The 22,762-nt window shown below is 43.7% G+C and carries 27 protein-coding genes; 1 reads left to right on the top strand and 26 read right to left on the bottom strand.

Annotated elements, in window-relative coordinates:
• Positions 1-81 precede the first annotated feature (81 nt).
• The 12 genes from ODU45_RS01120 to ODU45_RS01065 all read right to left on the bottom strand — a co-directional run bounded on the left by ODU45_RS01120 (position 82) and on the right by ODU45_RS01065 (position 9,351).
• Positions 82-450: a hypothetical protein gene (locus ODU45_RS01120; protein ID WP_398580589.1), complete on the bottom strand. Its 369-nt coding sequence runs from the start codon at positions 448-450 to the stop codon at positions 82-84.
• Positions 443-1,012, bottom strand: coding sequence for a ribonuclease M5 (gene rnmV / locus ODU45_RS01115; RefSeq protein ID WP_398580588.1), 570 nt, complete (start codon positions 1,010-1,012; stop codon positions 443-445). The genes ODU45_RS01120 and rnmV overlap by 8 nt, the downstream gene beginning before the upstream one ends.
• A complete protein-coding gene (locus ODU45_RS01110) occupies positions 996-1,778 on the bottom strand; it encodes a TatD family hydrolase (RefSeq protein ID WP_398580587.1) in 783 nt (260 codons plus the stop codon). Before ODU45_RS01110 ends, rnmV begins: the two co-directional genes overlap by 17 nt.
• Before the next feature lie 106 nt (positions 1,779-1,884).
• Positions 1,885-2,022 (bottom strand): 50S ribosomal protein L34, encoded by a 138-nt coding sequence (rpmH, locus tag ODU45_RS01105; RefSeq protein ID WP_002939016.1) that lies wholly within the window; start codon positions 2,020-2,022, stop codon positions 1,885-1,887.
• A 167-nt stretch (positions 2,023-2,189) separates the two neighbouring features.
• Positions 2,190-3,185: an RNA-binding cell elongation regulator Jag/EloR gene (jag, locus tag ODU45_RS01100; protein WP_202845878.1), complete on the bottom strand. Its 996-nt coding sequence runs from the start codon at positions 3,183-3,185 to the stop codon at positions 2,190-2,192.
• A gap of 19 nt (positions 3,186-3,204) precedes the next feature.
• On the bottom strand, positions 3,205-4,017 hold the full coding sequence (locus tag ODU45_RS01095) for a YidC/Oxa1 family membrane protein insertase (protein ID WP_044761410.1): 813 nt from the start codon (positions 4,015-4,017) through the stop codon (positions 3,205-3,207).
• Complete coding sequence (rnpA, locus tag ODU45_RS01090) at positions 4,001-4,360, bottom strand: ribonuclease P protein component (RefSeq protein WP_398580586.1); 360 nt, start codon at positions 4,358-4,360, stop codon at positions 4,001-4,003. The genes ODU45_RS01095 and rnpA overlap by 17 nt, the downstream gene beginning before the upstream one ends.
• A gap of 70 nt (positions 4,361-4,430) precedes the next feature.
• Positions 4,431-5,825, bottom strand: coding sequence for an argininosuccinate lyase (argH, locus tag ODU45_RS01085; protein WP_398580585.1), 1,395 nt, complete (start codon positions 5,823-5,825; stop codon positions 4,431-4,433).
• A 13-nt stretch (positions 5,826-5,838) separates the two neighbouring features.
• The gene (locus tag ODU45_RS01080; protein WP_024407325.1) at positions 5,839-7,032 is read right to left on the bottom strand and encodes an argininosuccinate synthase; all 1,194 of its coding nucleotides are present in this window, start codon (positions 7,030-7,032) and stop codon (positions 5,839-5,841) included.
• A gap of 192 nt (positions 7,033-7,224) precedes the next feature.
• Positions 7,225-7,773 (bottom strand): hypothetical protein, encoded by a 549-nt coding sequence (locus tag ODU45_RS01075; RefSeq protein WP_398580584.1) that lies wholly within the window; start codon positions 7,771-7,773, stop codon positions 7,225-7,227.
• A 69-nt stretch (positions 7,774-7,842) separates the two neighbouring features.
• The gene (locus ODU45_RS01070) at positions 7,843-8,370 is read right to left on the bottom strand and encodes a transcription repressor NadR (protein WP_014638731.1); all 528 of its coding nucleotides are present in this window, start codon (positions 8,368-8,370) and stop codon (positions 7,843-7,845) included.
• 105 nt (positions 8,371-8,475) lie between these two features.
• Positions 8,476-9,351: a VOC family protein gene (locus ODU45_RS01065; protein ID WP_398580583.1), complete on the bottom strand. Its 876-nt coding sequence runs from the start codon at positions 9,349-9,351 to the stop codon at positions 8,476-8,478.
• A 106-nt stretch (positions 9,352-9,457) separates the two neighbouring features.
• Between ODU45_RS01065 and ODU45_RS01060 the strand changes: the two genes are divergently transcribed.
• The gene (locus tag ODU45_RS01060; protein ID WP_398580582.1) at positions 9,458-9,958 is read left to right on the top strand and encodes an NUDIX domain-containing protein; all 501 of its coding nucleotides are present in this window, start codon (positions 9,458-9,460) and stop codon (positions 9,956-9,958) included.
• 49 nt (positions 9,959-10,007) lie between these two features.
• On the opposite strand, the gene mmuM is transcribed toward ODU45_RS01060, so the two are convergent.
• The 14 genes from mmuM to radA all read right to left on the bottom strand — a co-directional run bounded on the left by mmuM (position 10,008) and on the right by radA (position 22,759).
• Positions 10,008-10,955: a homocysteine S-methyltransferase gene (gene mmuM, locus ODU45_RS01055; protein WP_398580581.1), complete on the bottom strand. Its 948-nt coding sequence runs from the start codon at positions 10,953-10,955 to the stop codon at positions 10,008-10,010.
• Positions 10,956-10,967: 12 nt separating this feature from the next.
• Positions 10,968-12,344, bottom strand: coding sequence for an amino acid permease (locus ODU45_RS01050; protein ID WP_398580580.1), 1,377 nt, complete (start codon positions 12,342-12,344; stop codon positions 10,968-10,970).
• A 138-nt stretch (positions 12,345-12,482) separates the two neighbouring features.
• Positions 12,483-13,937, bottom strand: a complete 1,455-nt coding sequence (gltX, locus tag ODU45_RS01045; protein ID WP_024399866.1) for a glutamate--tRNA ligase — start codon at positions 13,935-13,937, stop codon at positions 12,483-12,485.
• 166 nt (positions 13,938-14,103) lie between these two features.
• A complete protein-coding gene (locus ODU45_RS01040) occupies positions 14,104-14,547 on the bottom strand; it encodes a hypothetical protein (RefSeq protein ID WP_099832823.1) in 444 nt (147 codons plus the stop codon).
• Entirely contained in the window at positions 14,548-15,276 is a 729-nt protein-coding gene (locus ODU45_RS01035; RefSeq protein ID WP_099832822.1) for a hypothetical protein, read from the bottom strand.
• Positions 15,269-15,559 (bottom strand): hypothetical protein, encoded by a 291-nt coding sequence (locus ODU45_RS01030; protein WP_024411708.1) that lies wholly within the window; start codon positions 15,557-15,559, stop codon positions 15,269-15,271. Before ODU45_RS01030 ends, ODU45_RS01035 begins: the two co-directional genes overlap by 8 nt.
• Positions 15,559-15,969, bottom strand: a complete 411-nt coding sequence (locus ODU45_RS01025; RefSeq protein ID WP_024408030.1) for a hypothetical protein — start codon at positions 15,967-15,969, stop codon at positions 15,559-15,561. Before ODU45_RS01025 ends, ODU45_RS01030 begins: the two co-directional genes overlap by 1 nt.
• An 8-nt stretch (positions 15,970-15,977) precedes the next feature.
• Positions 15,978-17,042, bottom strand: coding sequence for an SPFH domain-containing protein (locus ODU45_RS01020; RefSeq protein WP_398580579.1), 1,065 nt, complete (start codon positions 17,040-17,042; stop codon positions 15,978-15,980).
• A 104-nt stretch (positions 17,043-17,146) separates the two neighbouring features.
• A complete protein-coding gene (locus ODU45_RS01015) occupies positions 17,147-18,424 on the bottom strand; it encodes an MFS transporter (RefSeq protein ID WP_105257653.1) in 1,278 nt (425 codons plus the stop codon).
• 90 nt (positions 18,425-18,514) lie between these two features.
• Positions 18,515-19,180, bottom strand: coding sequence for a hypothetical protein (locus ODU45_RS01010; RefSeq protein WP_105257644.1), 666 nt, complete (start codon positions 19,178-19,180; stop codon positions 18,515-18,517).
• 4 nt (positions 19,181-19,184) lie between these two features.
• On the bottom strand, positions 19,185-19,631 hold the full coding sequence (locus tag ODU45_RS01005; protein WP_024407334.1) for a LytTR family DNA-binding domain-containing protein: 447 nt from the start codon (positions 19,629-19,631) through the stop codon (positions 19,185-19,187).
• Between the two features lie 177 nt (positions 19,632-19,808).
• Positions 19,809-20,567, bottom strand: coding sequence for a TIGR00266 family protein (locus ODU45_RS01000; RefSeq protein ID WP_013730631.1), 759 nt, complete (start codon positions 20,565-20,567; stop codon positions 19,809-19,811).
• Between the two features lie 207 nt (positions 20,568-20,774).
• The gene (locus ODU45_RS00995; RefSeq protein ID WP_205014615.1) at positions 20,775-21,269 is read right to left on the bottom strand and encodes a carbonic anhydrase; all 495 of its coding nucleotides are present in this window, start codon (positions 21,267-21,269) and stop codon (positions 20,775-20,777) included.
• Between the two features lie 122 nt (positions 21,270-21,391).
• Positions 21,392-22,759 (bottom strand): DNA repair protein RadA, encoded by a 1,368-nt coding sequence (radA, locus tag ODU45_RS00990; RefSeq protein WP_136671648.1) that lies wholly within the window; start codon positions 22,757-22,759, stop codon positions 21,392-21,394.
• Between the last annotated feature and the right edge of the window lie 3 nt (positions 22,760-22,762).

Below are 22,762 nucleotides of genomic sequence, written 5' to 3'. Positions count from 1 at the left end.
GTTGTCTATATTGTAACACGAATAGATATCAGTAGCAATCTTCAAAAAAGCAGAAATAGTAACATTTCCGCTCTAGATTGTTTATCTCCCCAAATCATCAAAATAATAGAGATTCAAAAATTCTTCCTCAGTAACTGGACGTTCAAAATTGTAAAACCAGCGATAGACTTCCACGGCTGGGCCATCAAACTCTACCCTGTCGTCCATTTCTTGCACACCGACAATATGAAACAAACGGCTCTGCTTCCAAATACCATCCGCATTGACATAGCCATCTTCAACTAGACCATGCAAATAGTCTGCTAGTTTGTTCTTATCAACCTGCTCATCCTCCCAAACAAGGACATTAGCCGGCAGCAAGTAGGTCACTTCTTCATAAGATGAATAATTTTCATAAGAAGGTTCAAACTCGTTTTTGACCAAGCACTTAACAGCGTAGACCCTATCCATGATAGCTCTCCATGGCCTCCTCAACTTCCGCCAGACTTATCCCAAACAATTCCAAGCGTTTGAGCAGTTGCTTGCCGTTGCAATAGCCGATGCGGAGCTTTTCTCCCAGATACTCCCTCCGCTTGCGACTGTCTCCGCCCATAAGCAAGCCTAGGCGCATCAGGTCTGACTTGGTGATGTCAAAGTTATTTTCATCATCATAGTAACCACGCACGCCTGCGAGGGCTTTTTCCAAGTCCTCAAAGCTGGCGTGCTCAATGCCCAAGGACCGCCCTTTTGTTTTGGACTGTGGCCTGGCCTCGTCCCGCTGTAAGAAGGCGTGTTTGACCGTGGGAATGGCCTGCATAATCATCTTCCGAATCCGCTCCCCATTGTAGTCTGGGTCAGTAAAGACAATGACGCCACGCAGGTCATGGAGTTTCTCGATGCGTTCCAAGTCATCGTCTGATATGGCAGAGCCTCTGGTTTCGTAGGTGTCCACCTCGTAAAATCGTTTTAGGTTGGCTGTATCGTCTTTTCCCTCAACAACGAGGACTTCTTGTATCTTAATTTTCTGAGTCAATTCTGAACAGGCTCCTTGCATTCTCGTAGGTCGCTTTCGCCACTGCTTCGACCGACTGGTTGCGAAGCTGGGCCAGCATATCCACCACATATCTGGTGTAGCCGGTGCGATTTTCCCGACCACGCTTAGGAACTGGGGCCAGGTAGGGCGCATCCGTCTCGACTAGGATTTTTTCTAGGGGCAATGCGTGCGCCGCTTCCTGAAGTTCGACGGCTTTCTTGAAGGTCACCACTCCCGAGAAGGAGATGTGCATACCCAAGTCCATGAAGGCCTGAGCCTCCTCTAGCGTACCAGAGAAGGAATGCATGATGCCTCCACGCGGACCGACGCCGACTTCCTTGATGATCTGGTAAGTATCTTCCAAAGCATCGCGAGTATGAACCACAAAGGGCAAATCCAACTGCTTGGCCAACTCCATCTGTCGCTTGAAAACACGAGCCTGAGTATCCTTATCCGCCGTCATCCAGTAGTAGTCCAGCCCAATCTCCCCCAGGGCAATGACCTTGGGATGTTTGAGTGCCTCAAGCAAGTAACTTTCTACTTCTTCGTCATAGGTGCCAGCCTCTGTCGGATGCCAGCCCAGTGTCAGATAAATTTCAGGATGCTGGTCAGCCAGTTCCATAGCCTTGTCAATGGTTGCTCGGTCAAAACCGACCACATTGTGGAGGGTGACCCCCATTTCCTTGGCAAAGTCTAATTCTTCTTGGACCCGACCGTCAAACTGCTCTACGTTGAGGTGGGTATGGGTGTCAAAAATTTGTATCATCGTTCCATCACTTTCTTTCCTACTATTGTAACATATTTCAGAAGATTCTTATGAGAAGAAAAAAACCAGCAGACTCGAGTTTCTGCTGGCTTCTCTTTTCATCTTCTTATGCTACTGTAAGAACTTTACGTCCCTTACGGCGACGAGCAGCTAACACGCGACGGCCGTTTTTAGTTGCCATACGGCTACGGAAACCGTGTTTACGCGCGCGACGGATTTTACTTGGTTGAAAAGTACGTTTCACGATGAATACCTCCTCTTAGATTCTTGTATTCGTTTAGCCGGCTAGTTTTGATCAGTTACTAAACATACCAAACTATTTTATATAAATTCTGTTCGTTTGTCAAGCTATTCTGCCATACTTTTAGGAAAGAATCAGAAAATCATTGAAAAAAGAGGACTAGCCTCTTTTTAATCATGATTCCCTTCAATATCTACAACGACATATCGGTTCGGCTCGCTACCTTCTGAATAGCTTGTCAAACCGTCCATTTTAGAGATAATGCGGTGGATAATTTTACGTTCGCTACTTGACATCGGATCTGTATGGTAGGCTTCCTGCTCTGCCAAAACACGTTCTGCCAATTTTTGTGCGTAGCCTTGAAGAACCTCTGCGCGGTGTTCTACATAATCATTCACATTGATTGTAATATAGAAATTACGCTCATAACGGTTGTATAAGAAGTTCTGAGCCAAAAGTTGCAAAGCCTTTAAGACTTTTCCGTGATAACCGATAACACGACCTGGTTCATTGGTATCCACTTGAATATTGATTGTACGGCGATTATGACTTGTATCAATACGCGCCTCAACATCCATATCATCCAGAATTTCTTGTACATAAGCTGTCACTTCTGAAACAACTTGTTCAATATCATACTGAGGCTCAATCTTAATATCTAAATCAGCAAAATTATCTGCTTGATTTTCTGAGACGACTTCTTGATTTACGTCTTCCTTAGCAGATGTTGTTGCATCTATAGTAGTTAGTAAATCTTCTGAAAGAATTTCAATCCGACCTGTTTCTTCCAAAATCGTTGTCGCTTCTTTTTCATTTTTCAAGATCTGCGCTTTAATATCATCATCAAGCGTTTGACCAGACTTTTCAAATTCTTTCACCGCTGCAACAACTTTTCCTAGGTCAATCGTAGCCTCTGAAACACTTTTTACTGGTTCATTGAGGTCGTTAATTTCACTTGGAACGCCACGAACTGCTTTCTGATTAGCCTTAACAACCGTTGTTTCATTGATAACATCAATATCCACAATCGCTGGCTTTTTACCGAAACCAAGGAAACCTTTTTTCTCACGTGCAACCACAGTAATATGTGCTTTTTTTCGAGGAATATTCAGCTCTACCAAGCCATTTTGGATGGCCTCTTCAACACTTGCTCCTGTAAATTTCATCTTCTCTCTCCTAGTTTTCCTATTTCTTTTTCTGTGCTTTTTTCTGTGCCCGTCGGATTTTTGCCCGACGCTCTTTTTCCGCATCAATTTTCGCTTGACGCTCTGCTATTATTTTAAACGGATTATTGAATACCAAGGTTTGAGCAACCTGATAGGCATTTGACACTGTCCAATACAAAGCCACCCCACTAGCAGCTGCCACAGCAAAGAAAAAGATTATCACGGGCATGACATAGGTCATAATTGTCATAGCCATATTCTTCTCAATTGCTGATTTATTGGTCAACCATGAGCTGAGGAATGTAAACACTGCAGCCAGAATCGGCAAAATAAAGAACGGATCCGGCTCCCCAAGATTTAACCAAAGGAAGTGACCTACTTTCAAGGCTTCAACACGTGTCAGAGCTTGAAAGAGGGCCAAAAGGATTGGCATTTGAATAAAGAGCGGAATCATGGACGCTCTCATGCTGACGCCATTCTCTTTGTAAAGAGCTTGCGTTGCTTCATAGAGCTGCTGGCGACTTTCCATATCCGTTCCTGGATACTCCGCTTGCAACTTTTTCAGCTGAGGTTGAAGCTCCTGCATCTTCCGTGAGGAATTCATCTGTATTTGGAACAAAGGCAACAGAAGGGTTCGAATTAAAATGGTAAAAAGTATAATACCGATTCCAATTTGACCGTTGATAGATAGGAACTGAATAATGCTGGCAAACCAGTAAATTAATCTATCCCACGCATCTGTAGATTGACTGGTCACTGGCCCTGTTCCGCAGGCTGTTAAAACAATTAGAGATACTACCAGTAGACCTGCCCATTTAACTTTCTTTTTCAATCACAACACCTTCCTGGTATAGTTTAGCTAGTTTCAAAACATGGATGAGGTTTTGCTTCATTTCTTGATAGGACATTTCCTCTACACCTTTGCGAGCAATGATAACAAAGTCATCTGCTACCAGTTGATGTTGGCATTCAATTAAGATGTGACGAATCCTGCGCTTAATCTTATTTCGCATGACAGCGTTTCCCAATTTTTTGCTGACAGATAAACCTACTCGGAAATGCTTTTGCTCTTTAGTTAATCGATAGACAACAAACCTCCGATTGGCGACATTGTTTCCTTTTGTAAAAATGTCATTAAAATCTCGTTCACGCTTGACACGATAGCTTTTTTTCAAACTGCCACTCCATCTTTCAAAATTACTTCTATTATACCACAAAATTCAAAAAAGCCAATAAACATACCGTTTATAGGCTTTTTGCGTTCTGAATTTCCTCTTTGGCACTTTTCAACTGGTCTGCAATCGATTCAAAACCTGTCCCACCAAGGGAATTTCTACGACTGACAGCAACTTTGGAGGACAAGGCATCATAAATATCTGCTTGAATAAGAGGAGAAATAGCCTGATAGGTCTCAAATGATACATCCTGGAGATAGTGTCCTGCCTTGCTACACTCCAAGACCAGTTTTCCAACAATCTCATGCGCTTGGCGGAAGGGCAGACCTTTACTAGCCAAATAATCAGCCAACTCTGTAGCATTTGAAAAGTCCTTCTCTGTCGATTGAGCCATCCTTTCCTTATGGACTGTCATAGATTGCAACATCCCTGCCAAAATATCGATAGATACTAAAATCGTTTCTGCCGTATCAAACATGCCTTCCTTGTCTTCCTGCAAGTCCTTATTATAGGTTAAAGGCAGGGATTTCATGACTGTCAGTAGGCCAACTAAGTTCCCATATACTCTACCTGTTTTCCCCCGAATCAGCTCAGCCATATCTGGATTTTTCTTCTGAGGCATGATGGAAGAACCTGTTGAAAAGGTATCGGATAGGGTGACAAATTGGTATTCATGTGAACACCAGTTGATGATTTCTTCACAGAGACGGGACATGTGCATCATGAGGATACTGGCATTCGACAGAAATTCCAGGATAAAATCACGGTCAGACACAGCATCGAGAGAATTACTATAAGGCTTGGCAAATCCCATCAAATCAGAGGTCATCTGACGGTCAATCGGAAAGGTCGTCCCTGCCAAGGCCGCCGCACCAAGTGGGGATACATTTGTATGCTGCATGTTGAATGCAAAGCGCTCACTGTCTCGGCTGAACATGTTGTAATAGGCCAACAAGTGCTGAGCAAAACTAATAGGCTGGGCATGTTGCAAGTGGGTATAGCCTGGCATGATGGTTTCTACATGCTCTTGCGCAAGGTCTACTAAAATCTGACGTAGGTTGGTCAATTTGTCTACAACTTGAAAGAGGGTATCCTTCAGATAGAGGTGCATATCGGTCGCTACTTGATCGTTACGAGAACGAGCTGTGTGGAGTTTGCCTGCAACTGGACCAATTTTCTCCGTCAATAGACTTTCGATATTCATGTGAATGTCTTCGTTACGAACATCAAACACTAACTTGCCAGTTTCATATTCTGCTAACAATTCTTCCAGACCAGTTTGAATAGCCTGGGCTTCTTCAAGCTTGATAATCCCTGTGGCTCCAAGCATCTGTACATGCGCCAGTGAACCTTGAATATCATACTTGGCCAATTTTTGGTCAAAGCGAATGGAGGCTCCGAATTCTTCAACCCATTCCTCAAGACTGGCTTCAAAGCAACCTCCCCATAATTTCTTTGCTTCCATAAGCTCCTACTTTCTAGCTCTTTTTATGAATTTCCGCATTGACTTTGGTTGGTAATCCCCAAAGCTTGATGAAACCAACTGCTGCATCTTGGTCAAAAGTATCTGCACTGGTATAGGTTGCCAAATCTTCATCATAAAGGGAATTTGGAGATTTCCGAGCAACTACTTTGGCTGATCCCTTATACAATTTCACTTTTGCGGTGCCATTAACAACTGCCTGGGTCTGAGCAAGATAGGCCTTCAAGGCATCTGTTGCAGGATTGAACCACAAACCATTGTAAATCAAGTTAGAGAGTTCATTTGAAACAATCGGTTTGAAATGCGATACTTCCCGCACCAGGGTCAAATCTTCAATTTCCTTGTGGGCTGTCAGAAGGGTAATAGCACCTGGACACTCATAAATTTCACGTGACTTGATTCCGACTAAACGATTTTCCACGTGGTCAATCCGACCCACACCATGCTTACCAGCAATGACATTGAGTTTTTGAATGAGATTGGCTAGACTTAACTCTTCACCATTTACAGCAACAGGAATCCCTGCTTTAAACTCAATATCGACATACTCAGGAGTATCTGGTGCATTTTCTGGAGAAGTAGTGATGCCAAAAGCATCTTCTGGCGCTTCATTCCATGGATTTTCCAAGACACCACACTCATTGGCACGACCCCAAAGGTTTTGGTCGACTGAGTAAGGACTGTCCAGGTCAGCTGGGACTGGTACACCATTTTCCTTGGCGAAGATAATTTCCTCTTCACGCGCCCACTTCCATTCACGGACAGGAGCCACGACTTTCAAGCTTGGATCCAGGGCTGCAATGGCTACCTCAAACCGCACCTGGTCATTGCCCTTACCAGTACAGCCGTGAGCGATAGTGGTTGCTCCTGTCTTATGAGCCATTTCCACCAACTTTTTAGAAATCAAGGGACGGCTGAGAGCCGATACCAGCGGATATTTTTGCTCATAGTAGGCATGGGCTTGTAGGGCTGGTAGGACATATTCTTGGGCGAATTCTTCTTTTACATCCAATACATGGGACTCAATAGCACCGATTGATAAGGCCTTATCATGAATAAAGTCGAGATCCTTGCCCTCTCCAACATCCATACAAACCGCAATCACATCATAGTCTTTTTTCAACCAAGCAATCGCAACTGAAGTATCAAGTCCACCAGAATAGGCCAAAATTAATTTTTCTTTTGTCATAAACTTTCTCATTTCTATATATATTAGCAAATAAAACTTAGTGACTATTATAGTGTATATTTATACTTTTTGCAACATATTTATGCAAATTTTCTAAAAAAATGAATAAATATCGTACATTTCCAGAAAAATTTCCAAAAAAAGCTAGAGAATATTCTCCAGCTTCTAAAATATATTCCTCATCATAACTGATTATGGTTGATAAATTTTCCGTTCTTTTAACATTTTCCAGAAATAATAAGCTAAACTAAAATCAAGCAATCCATGAATAGCCGAACCAACACCCACCAAGCCAAGCATCGTTATCCAGTAGGTAGCAGAAGTTTGTTGCCCCGACGTAAGTACCATCACCACAATATATTCTCCTAGACCATGCAGGAGATTAAGCCCAATCCCTAATAGTAAAAAGCGCTTAGAGTCCATAAGAATCGGAAAACGCTTGACCAAGACCGCACCTAAGGTAAGGAAGAACAGATGCGTAAGCGCCCGAAATACAATAACGATTGGAAAACCTGCGAGGAAAAAGCCTAAACTAGAACCTAAAGCAACAAAAATAGCAGTAGCTGGTGAAATAAACATGGCTATAAACAAAGGAATGTGACTAGCAAGTGTATAGGATGCTGGGCCAATAATGATTTTAATCGGCATCATTAAAGGTATTAAAATGGCAAATGCGGTTAAAATTGCACTAATTGATAGCTGCTTAACTGAATTTTTAGATGATCGTGTTAATTGGGACATTAGGCACCTCTCTTTCTATTGGTTTGATTATAAAGCAAAACCTTACAGGTGTCAAGACACCTGTAAGGTTTATTGATTTTCTAGTAAAATACCTGCATGTTTTAAAGCTGCTGAAAGCTCATTATAGGCTTGCACAGATGGGAAAGAGACTGTATGTGTATGAACTCCTTCTGTTAAATTACTCAGTAACACACCTTGGTATTGACCCAAGGCATCCAAAAAATGATCCCTATCTTCTAAACTTGCAATATTCAGCTTGCCTGATAATAAGCCGTAAATGGGATGCTCAATTTCAACATCTAATATTTGAGCTCCACCCTCTAGCAAGATTGTCAATTCTTTTTCTACCTCTTCTGGACCATGTTGACAAGCTATCTTTCGAATGTAGGCTCCTTCAGTAGATGGCAAAGAAGATTGGAGCAAGTACCCTCTCGGAGTTGCCAAGACAGCTTCTCCCTCCGCACGAAGCAAGGCTACATCTCCAACAATTACTTGCCGACTCACTCCAAATTCTTTCGCCAGATAATTAGCTGCAAGGGGATCGAGGCTTTCTCGTAAAAGGGATAGGATTTTCTTACGTCGTTCTGTTGCTTTCATACACATTCCTTTCGTACACTTTTTTCCATTATATCAAAATTCCTGTAAATCAACCTTTCCTCAACCAAAAAACGGAAACTGCAGAACAGTCTCCGTTATCATCTGCTAGTTTAGCAATGCTTGAATAGCCGCAATGTCCAAACGCTTCATGGTCATCACAGTCGCATTCACAGCCTTGACCTTTTCTGGACTTACTGTATCGTATGCCTCCATCAAAATCCGCGGCACAATTTGCCAGGAAATCCCAAATTGATCCTTGGCCCAACCGCAAATCTCCGCTTCTGGAACTGCCGATACCTTCTCATACCAGCTCTCCGCTTCTTCCTGACTGTCCACATAAACCATGAGCGAGAAGGCTTCGTTGAAAGAAGCCTCGCCACCGTAACCGTGGTCCATAGCGATGATTTTTTGATCTCCGATGAATAGCTCCGCATAATTCAACTTGGCAGCAGCCACTGCAGCTTCACCTTCGCCATAGTAAGACAAGCGACCAAGACGAGCTTGAGGCAGCTTATCCTTGTAGTAGTCCAACATGGGCTGGGCTAAACCGACCTGGTCCTGCGAGAAGAGCAGGCAGATGTCAAACTGGTAGGGCTTGTCCAAGTCCGGTGCATAGGACAGTTGCCAAGACAGACCAAAGCGGTCTTCCAGCCAGACATAGTAAGGGCTGAAGGGATATTCTGCCAATGGCATAAGCACACGACCACCGTCTGATAGCGCCTCATAAAGACGGCTTACGTCATCCTTACTAGCTACATTTACCATGAGCGACATAGACTCGTTGAGCTTAAAATACGGCCCTGCACTAATCGCTGCCAGGGTCATGTCACCCAGTTGGAACTGAACCAAGCCAGCATCGCCAGAAGGCGTATCCGTAATGGTATAGGTCCAGTCAATCTTGCCGCCGAAAAGGTCCACATAGAACTCTGCAGCTTCTTTTGCCTCTGTATCGTACCAGAGATGTGGGATTATGGTTTGCATAAAACTCTCCTTTTCCTTCGTCAGCCTATTATATCACAGATTTGTCCGTACAAGTGCGCAAGAAAACTGCCTATGCTATAATAGAAGGATAGAAAAGGAGCAAAACATGGAAATCTGGAACGCCTACACAGCCGACGGTCACTTGACCGACCACACCCTCACACGCGGAGAAGCTATTCCCGATGGTCTCTACCACCTAGTCGTCGAGTGCATCGTCCGCCACCACGACGGTAGCACCCTCTTTATGAAACGCGACAGCACCAAGCCCTCCTACCCTGACTATTATGAAGCGACGGCAGGAGGCTCGGCTTTATTTGGGGAAATAGCAGAGCAGGCCATTTTACGCGAAGTCCGCGAAGAGACAGGCATTGAACTGACAGCTAACCAGCTCCGCCACCATACACACTTTGTTGCCCATGACGACCAGTGTATCTTCCACTGCTACTGGGCTGAAACCGACTGTGACAAATCTGCCATCCAACTCCAAGCCGAAGAAACCAGCCACTACATCTGGGTCCCACAAGAAAAACTGAAAAATTTCCTGGAAACAGAGCTAGTCATTCCAAGGCAGAAGGATTATGTGGAGAGGTTGTTTTTGGAAAGCTAAGTCCGAATAAGAAACAAATCCCCGCCGTCACAGAACAGCGGGGATTCATTTATTTCAATCCTGCGACAAGACTTTCAATATCAGCTGGTCGGGTTCGGCAACAACCTCCAACCACTTTAGCTCCTAGCTTATGCCAAGCAAGAGTATTGTCCAAAAGGCTGTGGCTATGGTCAGCTTCTTCCCTCCAGGTTTGAGTGGCTCCATCATAGACCTCACCCGAATTTGGATAGGTGACAAATGGTTTATCCGTTTTCTCTCTCAACTGTCTGAGAAAGGCTGGGTAAAGAGACGGTGCTGTACAGTTTAGACCAACCGCCAAAATCTGCTCGCTGCTGTTGACCAGCTCTGCTATTTTCTCAATAGCCGTCCCATCAGAAATCGACTGCCCCTCCTGTGAAGTGAAGCTAATATAGGCCTCTACCTCTGGAAAATCCTCAGCCAGCAACTCTACCAAAGCCTGTGCTTCAAGAAAATTGGGAATGGTCTCCAATGCTAAGAGTTCAGCTCCCTGTTCTAAGAGGAGCTCTATCCGACGACGGTGGAAAGTCTTCAACTCTTCCAAACTAATATTGCCATAATCACCTGTGTACTCTGAACCATTGGCTAGATAGGCCGCGTATGGACCAACGTCACCTGAAATAAGGGGATAGGTTCGTTGTCCTTTTTCAGCCTCCGACAAGTCAGCCCAAACCTCGTCTCGAGCCTCCTTAGCCAAATCAACTGTCAGACGAATCAGCTTTTCAGCCTCAGCCTGTGACAAACCAGCTTCCGCCAAACCTTCAAAAGTCGCCTGATAGGTTGATGTCGTGACCAAATCTGCTCCAGCACGAATATAGTCCTTGTGAATGTCCTTGATTAGCTGGGGATTCTCCAACAGATACTTGGCAGACCAAAGCTTACCTGATACATCATGACCTCGAAATTCCAATTCCGTTCCCAGAGCACCATGTAAAATGACAAACTCTTGATTTTCTAATAGTTCCTTAAAACGACCCATACGAGTTTCTCCTTACCACCTTTTAAAGCGAATGTAATGATACGCATAGCAACCAATCATAAAGGGCACACCAAAGTATAGACCGGCACGCTGAGAAGGATCCCAACCGATTCCGATGATAGAAATAACCAGCAAAACAACTGTAATCCAAGGCAAAGTTGGTGAAAATGGTGTCTTGTATTCCAATTCGTCTACACTATGATTCTTCAAAAATTCACGTCGGAAGCCGATTTGTGCAAGCGGGATGGCCAACCAAGCAATAACAACCGCAAAACCAGCGATAGAAACCAAGGCTAAGAAAATAGTATCTTCTGCATAAATTGACGCAATCAAAGCAATCACAACACCAACCATGGACAAAATCATCCCACGCATTGGAACACCGTGCTTGTTGATTTTTACCAATTCCTTGCTAATCATGCCCTCATTGGCCAAAGACCAAAGCATACGGCTTGAAGCGTAGAGACCTGAAGTGGACGCAGATAAAATAGCCGTCAAGATGATGAAGTTCATAATGTCAGCAGCGTACGGAAAACCTATTTTATCCAATACTAGAACGAATGGTGCTTCTGTCACACCTGCTTCCGACATAGGCAGTAAGGCTGCTAAGACAACGATGGTCAAAACAAAGAAGATAACCAAGAGACCGATGGTCGATTTAATAGCTTGCGGCACGGCTTTCTTAGGATTATCTGTCTCCCCTGCAGCAATTCCAATCATTTCCACACCTGAAAAGGCATAGTTAACGGATAGCATGACCGAAATAAAACCAACCAAACCGTTAGGAAGCAAACCTTGGGCTGTAATGTTATTAAAGAGAGGTGTAGCATTGGTTCCCTCAAAAGGCAAGACGCCAAAAATCGCCAAGGTTCCTAAAATGATGAATGCCATAATGGCATAGACTTTGACAGAAGAAAGGGCGTCCTCTGCTCGAGCAAACCAGCCGACAGACAGCGTGTTCAAACCAAAGACAACGACCGCGAAAATCGTTGCAAAAATCCAAATTGGCACACTAGGAAACCAACGTTGCATGAGTTGAGCTGTTCCTACAAACTGAGAAGCCAGAGCGACTACCCAGCACAACCAATACATCCAGGCCACCATAAAACCAGTACCAGGACTGATAAACTTAGTAGCATAGGTATGGAAGGATCCTGTTACTGGCATGGCTACGGAAAGCTCCCCTAGAGAGAACATGACCAAATAAACCATAACAGCTCCAAAAAGATAAGCTGCAATAGCTCCAAATGGTCCAGCCTGTGCAATGGTATAACCCGAACTCAGGAACAAACCTGTGCCAATTACCCCACCGATGGACAACATCTGCAAATGACGGCTGTTCATTTCACGGTTAAAGGTGCCTTGATTTTCAAAATTATGATTTTCCATAAACTCTCCTAAATAGTAATGATTTATTTATGATAACACAGTTTTTCAGAAAATCGTTATACCGTTTTTAATGCAAGTGTTATAGTTATCAGTTATAACAAAATCCCCGCCGTCACAGGACAGCGGGGATTATTTATCTTACAAACTCTTCAACATATTATCAATATGCTGGATGGATTTTTCACGGCCGAGTAGGTAAATGGTATTTGGCAACTCTGGTCCGTGCATTTCGCCTGAAACGGCGATACGGATTGGCATGAAGAGGTTTTTGCCCTTGATGCCTGTTTCTTTTTGAACAGCCTTGATTTGTGGGAAGATATTATCTGGTTGGAAATCTTCGTCCGTCATGGCCTCCAATTTTTCCTTGAGGGCATTGAGAACAGTCGGAACTGTTTCGCCTGCCATGACTTCTTTTTCCTCGTCTGTCAATTCTGGGAAATCAGAGAAGAAAAGGTCTGTCAAATCAACAATTTCATCCGCAGATGACATTTGTGGCTTGTAAAGTTCCACCAATTTTTCTGCCTTGTCTGTCAAGCGACCCGCTTCTTCCAAGAATGGCTTAGCAAGGTTGAAAATAGTTTCCAGATCAGCATTTTTGATATACTCATTGCTCATCCAGTCCATTTTCTTCTGGTCAAATGCTGCTGGTGACTTGCTGAGACGATTTTCATCGAAGAGTTGGATAAATTGCTCACGGGAGAAGATTTCCTCTTCACCACCAGGGTTCCAACCCAAGAGACCGATAAAGTTGAAAACAGCTTCAGGCATGTACCCTTTACGACGGTAATCTTCGATAAACTGAAGGGTGTTGGTATCACGTTTGGACAGTTTTTTACCAGTCTCAGAGTTGATAATCAAAGTCATGTGACCAAATTCTGGTGCTTCCCAACCAAGTGCTTCATAGACCATCAATTGCTTCGGTGTATTGGCAATGTGGTCGTCCCCACGGATAACGTGCGAGATTTCCATCAAATGATCATCAATCACCACGGCAAAGTTATAGGTTGGATAGCCGTCACGTTTTTGGATAACCCAGTCGCCACCGATGTTGCCACCTTCGAACTCGATTTCGCCCTTAACCATGTCATTCCATTTGTAGATACCTGTTTCGTTGACAGCTAAGCGAACCGTTGGGACAATGCCAGCCGCCTCACGCTCTGCAATGTAGGCTGTTTTTTCATCTTCAGACATACCCAGGTATTCGTTGATGTAGCGAGGTGTTTCGCCCGCAGCTTCCTGACGCTCACGCTCTGCCGCCAACTCTTCCTCTGTCACGTAAGACTTGTAGGCCTTTCCTTCTGCCAAAAGTTGATCAACGTATTTTTGGTAAATATCCAAACGCTCTGATTGACGGTATTGCTCATGAGTTTCTGGACTCTCATCCCAGTCAATACCCAACCAACGCAGGTTTTCAAGCTGAGAACGCTCGCCATCTTCCACATGGCGCTTGCGGTCCGTGTCTTCGATACGAATAAGGAAAGTACCGCCGTGATGACGGGCAAAAAGATAGTTGAACAATGCTGTACGGGCATTTCCGATATGCAAAAGTCCCGTTGGACTTGGTGCGTAACGCACACGAATTGGTTTAGTCATGATTCTCTCCTGTAAAATTTCAATCAAGAACATTATAGCATAGAACACCCTCAGATAACAGAAAAATCAGCCTAGATAGACTGATTTTGAGGTGTTTTTCATGCTTTTGAGTTTTAGCTATCATTTAATCGAAAATAAACAATGGATAAACGAGGGCTTTGTACTACTATTCTATACGATAGCTATGTCCACAACTTACACAAGTGATAATGGTATCAAACAAGCCCTCAGCAGGCTTTCCACACGCCGGACAATAGACTCTCTTGGCCTCCAGGCGATAGGTAGTCTTCCTGATAAGTGATTGCCCTTGACTTTCTACAACATCTTCTTTCCGACTTTCATATGCCAAAACCTCTTTCAAACTTCTTCCCTGACGTCTTGTCCGAGGCGGGCGAAGTAAGATATAGAAAGATAGTGTGAAAAAGACAATAAAGGCTACCGTCACAATAATCAAAGCAGTACTCACTAAGGCAGGTACTGAAATTCCAGCCTCCTTTTTTCTTCTAAAAAAATCTAAAATCATCTGCCAGAGAAAAATTGTAGAGCCTAGCCAAATGATAAAAATGATAGGGAATCCAAATTTTGTTATCTCTAATCGATAGCGTCGCATCTAGGGCTCCTTTCTGGCAAGCCAAGCACCACAGTGGCTACACGATTGTCCTTGTCCTAATTCTAAAAAATTTTCTGCACTGCAAGATTCACAAATAACAAGATAGGTCTCTTCTGTAATCTGATAGTGTTCAAAGAGTTCAAAAAGTTCCCTTATCTGTGCTTGTGTTTTAACGCGTTCTTCTAATCGAGATTTTCGATAAGTTAATACACAACTGATTAGTATAATTACAATATAAAGAACTGCCACTCGTACAATCAAAGTTTTGACAATATTTGGCAATGTCATTTGACTACCCTCTGCTGAAACGACTAAGCAAAATAGGATTATCAAGGGTATCATCAGAGACATTGATAGATATTTCAGGTTATCCGTCGAAAAGAATTTGACAATATTTTCTACAACTGTCCGACCTCGTGGTTTAATCAACAATACTACCATTGCACCGATTATATAAACCGGATTGGGAGAACCAATCAAAAGCAAAAAAAGAGCTAATAATGGAAAGCATGCCAACACACCATCTGATGATAGCTTAAAGAGACGCATTGCGAGTAAGGGAATCCCAAATATGACCAAAAAGGTCACAATAAAGTTAAATACTAAAGAAATAGTATCAAGTCGCATATCTTGTGAAAATATTGTTGCGACTATACAATAGATCATCATTCCACTAAAAAGTAACCAACTTCGAAGTGCATCCCAGATTGATTTTAACACTTTAAGCATGTGACTGTTCCTTTTTTTCTCTCAAGTAGTCTTTGTAACGTACTTTCCCTTGGTATATCTCATCCAATGCGTTAGCCTTCAGCTTAATATTCTCTAAAACACCGCAACTATAGTAAACAAAGGCTGCTAACGTGAAACCCGAAAAAGAGAATATTATCGTACCAACACTGAAGTTAGAATCAAGAATAGTATCAGGAAAAGCATGAATAAGGAGGAGGAGGACCAAAATAGCATTAGCTAGTCCCATGAAGACTAAACTCAAAAAACGAAATAATTGATACATCAGTAGTCTCCTTGTTTTGGGGTAAAGACATCCTCACTATTATCTGCAATAATTTCTCTTCGAACCCTTCGATAGTGACTATCAGTTGCTGTCAAACTACCAATAATAGCTACACCACCAATAACAATAACTTCAACAATCCAAAAAACTCTGACAGAGATATAGTTGGAGATAAAAAGCATAATACTTTGAAAAATAACCCAGATTACGGTTACAACATTGATGGGCAACCAGTCAGTAAAGCGTCGTTTAACTATTAGTTGTAGAAAAAATAAAAATTCCGATAAAACCAATAACCCCAATGCAATAAAATAAAGTCCAATTTCCTTGTGAGGAATCAAAAGTCCTAAAGCCACCGTTGTAATCATGACCAGCACTCCTGTCACATATATCCAAATATTTTTACTCATATTTCCTCCTAGCGTGATTGTCCACAGTTACTACAAAATTTAGCTCCGTCGGTAAAAGCCGTCCCACATTGACCACAGAATTTCGCTAAACTAACTGTAGGGCTGTTTTCAGAATTTATCATTTTTTCTGTTTGTATCGGTATCTGAGGCTGTTGAGCAGAATGAGCTCCCTGTCCCAAATTTCCCATAAGTGTTCCAAAATTTGCTCCCATTCCGAGCCCCATGGAAACTCCCATGCCAGCCCCCATAAGGTTCCCTGCGGAACCTTCATTTTGTGCCGCTTTTTCTAGAACATCAAATTGGCGCTCTTCTTGATAACTGTATCCCTCAATCTCCCGAGTGCTACGCTCCCCTTTTGCACTAAGAACTTGTTTATGGAATCGAAACACTTCCTTGTACCCCTCACTATCTTGGTTTACTTTCAAGGCTTCAATATTAAATTCTTGTACAGAAATTCCATATTTAGCAAAACGATTGCTTAAAAGCTCTGATAACCCTTGAGCAATATCATGGCTATGCATTTCAATATCAATTGTAGCAATTCGACTATTCGCAATAACTCGGGAAATACCAGATGTAATCGTCCCAATAGCCGCCTGTCTGAAACGCTTCTGAAATACTTCTGCCGTAATAACATCTGGATAACTCGGCATAAATTCTAAAATAAAGGTTTCCAAGTCTATGATTCTTGGTATAAAATTTCCATGTGTTTTTAACTCAACAGGAATTTGACTTTCTGGATCGCGAACTAGTATCGGCGAAGGAGTCCCCCAGCCAATCGGCTGTAAATCATACATGTTAACAAACCATAGGAAAGATGAATCTGGTGACACACCGTCACTAACAAACGACTTGAGTTTTGCTAGTCCCTGGGTATTATTTCCCTCAATCTTATGTTTCCCTTCTTCGTAAGATGCAACTGCCCGTCCATTTGAGAAGAAGACTGCTCGTTGACCTGGATTAACAATTAAGGTTGTTCCTGGCTTCATATTTTTATTAGGGTGTCGCCACGCAAGAATATTTCGAGTCTCTTCTCCTTCATACCTCACAACTTCAAAAAGATTTAATGACATAATATCTCCTTTTCCATTAGGAAAGGCTTGGCTGGTAAGTCAAGCCTTGTTATATGTAGTATAACAAGCGATTTGTCAAGTATTTAGTAGCGATAATTCCTTTTTTATTTCTGATTTTGAGGTGTTTTTTGATTACGTGCCAGCCAGTAGAGGACATAGAGGACCAACAAGCCAGTTGCCGCTAGGAAAAATCCGCTAATCTGATTGACAGTCAATACCAAGACTAGACCTGATACCAGCAGTCGAGTAAAAGCTTGACCTAGCATAAAATAGGTCGATACCGCTCCGCCAATGGTCGCCAACTGCTCCTCTGGCATAGAATTGACAAACTTAGCGTTAAACTTAGGTCCACTAGCTCCAGAGCTAATTCCCATTGTAGTAAGGAAGAAGAAAATAATTGGCAGTTGATGTAGCAACATTCCGACAAACACTCCAAGTAGAGAGAAAGTAGCGGCCACTTCCAGCGTCACCATGCTGGTCTTTTTGAAAAGGGTAAAGACCAAGGTCGAGCCCAAGATATTACCGACAAAGAAGATCAGAATGGTCAGGGCAAGGGTGGTTTCAACATTGAGAAAGACAAGATTTGGGTCTTCGCTAATCAGCAGGACCAGAATAGGATAGAGAATCGCTCCGCAGGCATTGATAATGGGGCTGGTAATCAGGACCAGGCGGAACTCGGGAATCTTGCGAAGCTCCACGATTGCTTGCTTGAAAGAAGCTAGAATGCCCGGTCCCTTGGTTGCCTGCTCGGGCTGGCTTGGCTGCTCTGCTATTTTCAAAAGCTGCTCCGTCAGGAGTTTGCGAAAGGCTGGCGTCAGCAACTGCATGATGAGAAGAGCGGCTAAAAAGGTGCCGGCGTTGAGAAAGGCGAGATTTTGGTAGGAGAGGAGGCCGACCAAGAGGGCAGAGAGGGCCTGAAAGGCGATGTTGAGGATACTGGTAACGGTCTGGCGAAAAGCCGAGTACTGCTCCCGCTCTTCCTTGGGCGCTACGCGCAATCCCAGAGGTGTATAGAGGCCGTTTTCATAGAAGCCAGCGAAGTCTGCAAAGACATTGAAAGTTGCAGCCACCACGACAATCCAGAGGGCTGGCTCAAATCCCATGCAGAATCCGAGGATGAGGTAGAGAAGGACACGGAAGAGAAGGGTCAACTTGATAGTACTGATTTTGTTGACCGTCTTGTCTGCCAGATAGCCTGTGAAGAGGCCCATAAAGCTAGGAAAGATTTCTGAGAAGGTCACAATCGCCAGCGCTAGACGGCTGTTGGGCACCAGCAAAACATAGTTCATCAGGGCCAGATAATAGACCACATCGCCAAAATTGGACAGCATATCCGCAGTCAGTACCCATAGGTAGGTAGCATTTTTCAAAATCCTTTTCATGATAATCCCTTTCTTTGTTTGATTTCCAGAATATTCAGACATTTTATCTTACAGAGGAGCCTGGATAGACTTTCCTCTGTGATTATTCTTTTACATAGAGTAAATATTTAATGTAGAAAATGCCATATCACCCGTCACCAAGAGAACCTTTTCTTTTGGCTCAGATGCATAATTGTTAGTTGTTGACATGGCGCTATCCAACTCTACTACCGCTTGCCAGTCAACAGGCAGGTAGAGTGTGATATTTGAAAATGCCGCATCGATATGAAAATCTGCCTGATCACCCAGAATTACTGCCTGATCAAAATAGACCGTACTAGATCCAAAGGCTACATCCACACTGTCATGAATAAAATTCTCCTCATGGATATAACGAGTCGAGGAACCAAAAGCTGTATCACGCCCCTTATCGCCAATCACTCCTGTGACAAAACTTTTTGTATCGACCATATTCTTACTCCTTCTAGGTTTTATTAACAGCTTCACCCCTGTACAAGCCAGTATCACACCTAAAATCAAGGTCCAGATATCAATTTCCAACCAATTAAAATGACTGTTTAGCACAATAAAGACCAAGGTTCCCCAGACAAAGCTTGTAACTAGCTGTTTTTTTATCATTGCTTTAAAAAAGAGATAACTCCAACCGACTACCAGTACCAATTTCCAGAGAGGAAATTCCACAGCCGGCAAGTAGTCTTGAAACAAGACCAAGCCTGCCAAGATCAGTAAAGCTATTCCCAAACCATTTCTTTTCATCTTCCTACCTCATTTCCTGTAATTTCTCTTTTAATAAATGGTAATAATGTCGCGACACGTGAACTTCCTTGTGAGTCTTATAGAAGGAAATCCGACTGGTGCCTGAGAAGGACTTATCTAGCGAATAAACTACCTTGCTATTGACAATGGTTGACTTAGCTACCCGACAAAAGTAGATAGGCAAATACTCCTCAAGTTCATAGAGTTTCATCTTAACCTCGTAGGCATCATCGCCTGTATGAGCAAAAATCTTGGTTCCGTCCGTTTCAAAGAAAAGTATGTCACCCAATGAAAGAAAATACTCGCTGCTCCCCTTGTAAAAAACAAGCGAGGGACGACTAACTTGTTGCAAAGCTTGCTGAATCTGTTCAATCTCTGGTCCCAGCTGACTGGTTCGGATAACAACTTCAACCTGATCTAAGCTGTCATCAAATTCAATCCTAACTTTCATAGCTCCCTCCTTTTTGATAGCTCTATTATACCAGTTCGACATCCAATTACAAGGGCATTTCAGTAAGTGGCAAAATTAGACAGGTAAGTGGTAGAAATAAACTAAGAAAAGTCCCTTGCATTACGCGAGGGACCTTATTTTTATTATATGATTTTGAAAATTGCAGAGTTTTTCTTCTTAAAAAATCGCATCCAGCAATGATGTGCTTCCACCACCACCATCGCCACCTGCACCGACAATATGATTGCCAATGACCTGAGCAAAGGTCTCAATGTTCAAACTCTGTACATAGATTTCTCCATAACCAGTAAAGGTATTAACGATTCCTTCACCTGTACCGATAGATTGGAGGAAACCATTTTCCATATGGATATTGTAGTCCAAATCACGACTCCAAGCAACCACATGAGCATTGTCAATGGTGATACTTCCACCATCCAAAGTTAGCTTCTTAATAGAACCAAATGCATTCGCCAAAAGTGTTCCGCGCCCCTCTGTCGTCATCACAAAGAGTCCACCCTGACCACCAAAGAAAGCTTTTCCAACACTCTGGCGTTCCATTTTATATTGAGCAGAACCATCAAGGGCAAGGAAGGCACCATCATTTAGTCGATATTGCTCTGCACCAAGTTCCAAGGCAATAACCTGACCTGGCGTTGAAGGTGCAAGTGCAATTTTTCCATCGTCACTATTGGAAATGGCTTGCGTGATAAACATAGATTCGCCTGATACCATTGACCGACCGATGGCCCCCATCAATTTACCAAAACCTGAACCACCACGCGCATTGAGCTTAGTATTCAAGGTTACACTCGGCGTATGATAGACCATGCTCCCTTGTTGAATATAAGCTGATTCACCAGCTTCCAAGGCGATTTCCACCAAAGGAAACTGCATATTACTATCGATAGTATATTTCATCCGATTGTCTGACATAGTTGACTCCTATTTTTTACGAAAGGTCCTGTTAACCACAGGATAGCCATAATAAACCAAGAACAAGCTAAAATAAACCAAGTATCATTTATCTCTTTATTTGTTCTGTTGTGATAATACAATTTTATCTCATTCAAAAAAACTTGTCAAGGATTTCTCGGCCATTCAGATAAAATTTACAGGAAAAACCGAATTTCCTGAGCATTCCTATATAACTTCTGTCATACGCCCCGTATCCACATCATAAACCGCACCAAAAATTTCAACGTCGTCAGGTATGAGCGGAGATTGTTTCAAGAGAGCAATGTCCTCCCGCACGCTTTCCTCAACATCGGTAAAAGGTAGGAAGTCCTGACCGCTGACATTAACCTGCAAATCCCGCTTGAGTTGGGCCGCAAAATCCTCATTGGTAAAGGTCTGTGCACCGCAGTCTGTATGGTGGAGTACCACGATTTCCCTTGTGCCGAGCTGCTGCTGGGAAATGACTAGCGAGCGAATCATGTCCTCCGTCACGCGCCCACCCGCATTCCGCAGGATATGAGCATCACCCAGAGCCAAGCCCAAGGCCTGCGCCACGTGAAGCCGTGAGTCCATACAGGTCACGATAGCCACCTTTGTCTTTGGACGAAGAGGCAAATGGTAATCACCATGCAGGTCAACATAGGCCTTGTTGGCCTTCATAAAGTTTTGAAAATAAGACATAGGACCTCCTTGTCTGATGAGAATTTCTGAAATTTTCAGAAATAGGTTAGACCTAGCTTATCACATTCCCGACTATTTGTCGCAAAAAGAGGAGCGACTAGCTGTCACTCCCGAAGATTTCATCAGTTGAATACTTTCTGCAAGACTTCGCCAATGGCGGTCACACCGATAACCGTGATTTCCTTGGGCACCTTGATACCTGTCAGAGAATTTTTGGGGGCATAGACCTTGGTAAAGCCCAATTTAGCGGCTTCGTTAAGCCGTTGTTCAATCCGATTGACGCGGCGGATTTCACCTGTCAGGCCTATCTCGCCTATAAAGCACTCTTGTGGGTTGGTAGGCTTATCCTTGTAACTGGAGGCAAGGGCAACTGCGACCGCTAGGTCAATAGCTGGCTCATCCAGTTTGACACCACCTGCTGATTTGAGGTAGGCATCTTGGTTTTGGAGGAGCAGGCCTGCCCGTTTTTCCAAAACCGCCATAATCAAGCTGGCACGATTGAAATCCAAGCCTGTCGTGGTCCGCTTGGCATTGCCAAACATGGTCGGAGTCACCAGGGCCTGCACTTCGGCAAGGATAGGGCGGGTGCCCTCCATGGTCACGACAATGGCAGAGCCAGTCGCCCCGTCCAGACGCTCTTCCAGAAAGACCTCGCTAGGATTGAGGACTTCGACCAAACCCTGCGACTGCATTTCAAAAATGCCGATTTCGTTGGTGGAGCCAAAGCGGTTTTTGACCGCCCGCAAGATACGGAAGGTGTGCTGCCGCTCGCCCTCAAAATAGAGAACTGTGTCCACCATGTGCTCCAAGGTCCGCGGTCCAGCCAGGGTTCCTTCCTTGGTCATGTGGCCGACGATGAATGTTGCGATGTTGTTGGTCTTGGCAATCTGCATGAGTTCATTGGTCACTTCACGGACCTGACTGACAGAGCCTTGCACGCTGGAGATGTCAGGGCTCATAATTGTCTGGATAGAGTCGATAATCAGGAAATCTGGTTTTATCTTCTCAATCTCGGTCCGAATGCTCTGCATATTGGTCTCCGCATAGAGATAGAACTCGCTGTCGATGTCCCCCAGACGCTCCGCTCGCAACTTAATCTGCTGGGCAGACTCTTCCCCCGACACATAGAGGACGGTGCCAATGGTCGAAAGCTGGGTAGATACCTGTAAGAGCAGGGTGGATTTCCCAATCCCTGGATCGCCTCCGATCAGGACCAGACTGCCTGGCACCACACCACCTCCGAGGACACGGTTGAACTCCTCCATGTTAGTCTTGGTGCGAACCACTTGAATAGAGGAAACTTCATTGAGCTTCATGGGTCGGGTCTTCTCACCTGTCAGGCTGACCCGCTCATTCTTAACTTCAGCGACTTCCACTTCCTCGACAAAGCTAGACCAGGAGCCACAGTTGGGGCAACGGCCCAGATACTTGGGCGAGTGGTACTCGCAGGATTGACAGACAAAGGTTGTTTTTTTCTTAGCGATGATGATTTC

Origin of the sequence: Streptococcus sp. 2022WUSS135 (assembly GCF_044427045.1) — a bacterium.
GTDB lineage: Bacteria > Bacillota > Bacilli > Lactobacillales > Streptococcaceae > Streptococcus > Streptococcus hashimotonensis.
The sequence above is the reverse complement of the archived record's forward strand: the minus strand, read 5'-3'. Positions and strand labels throughout refer to the sequence as shown.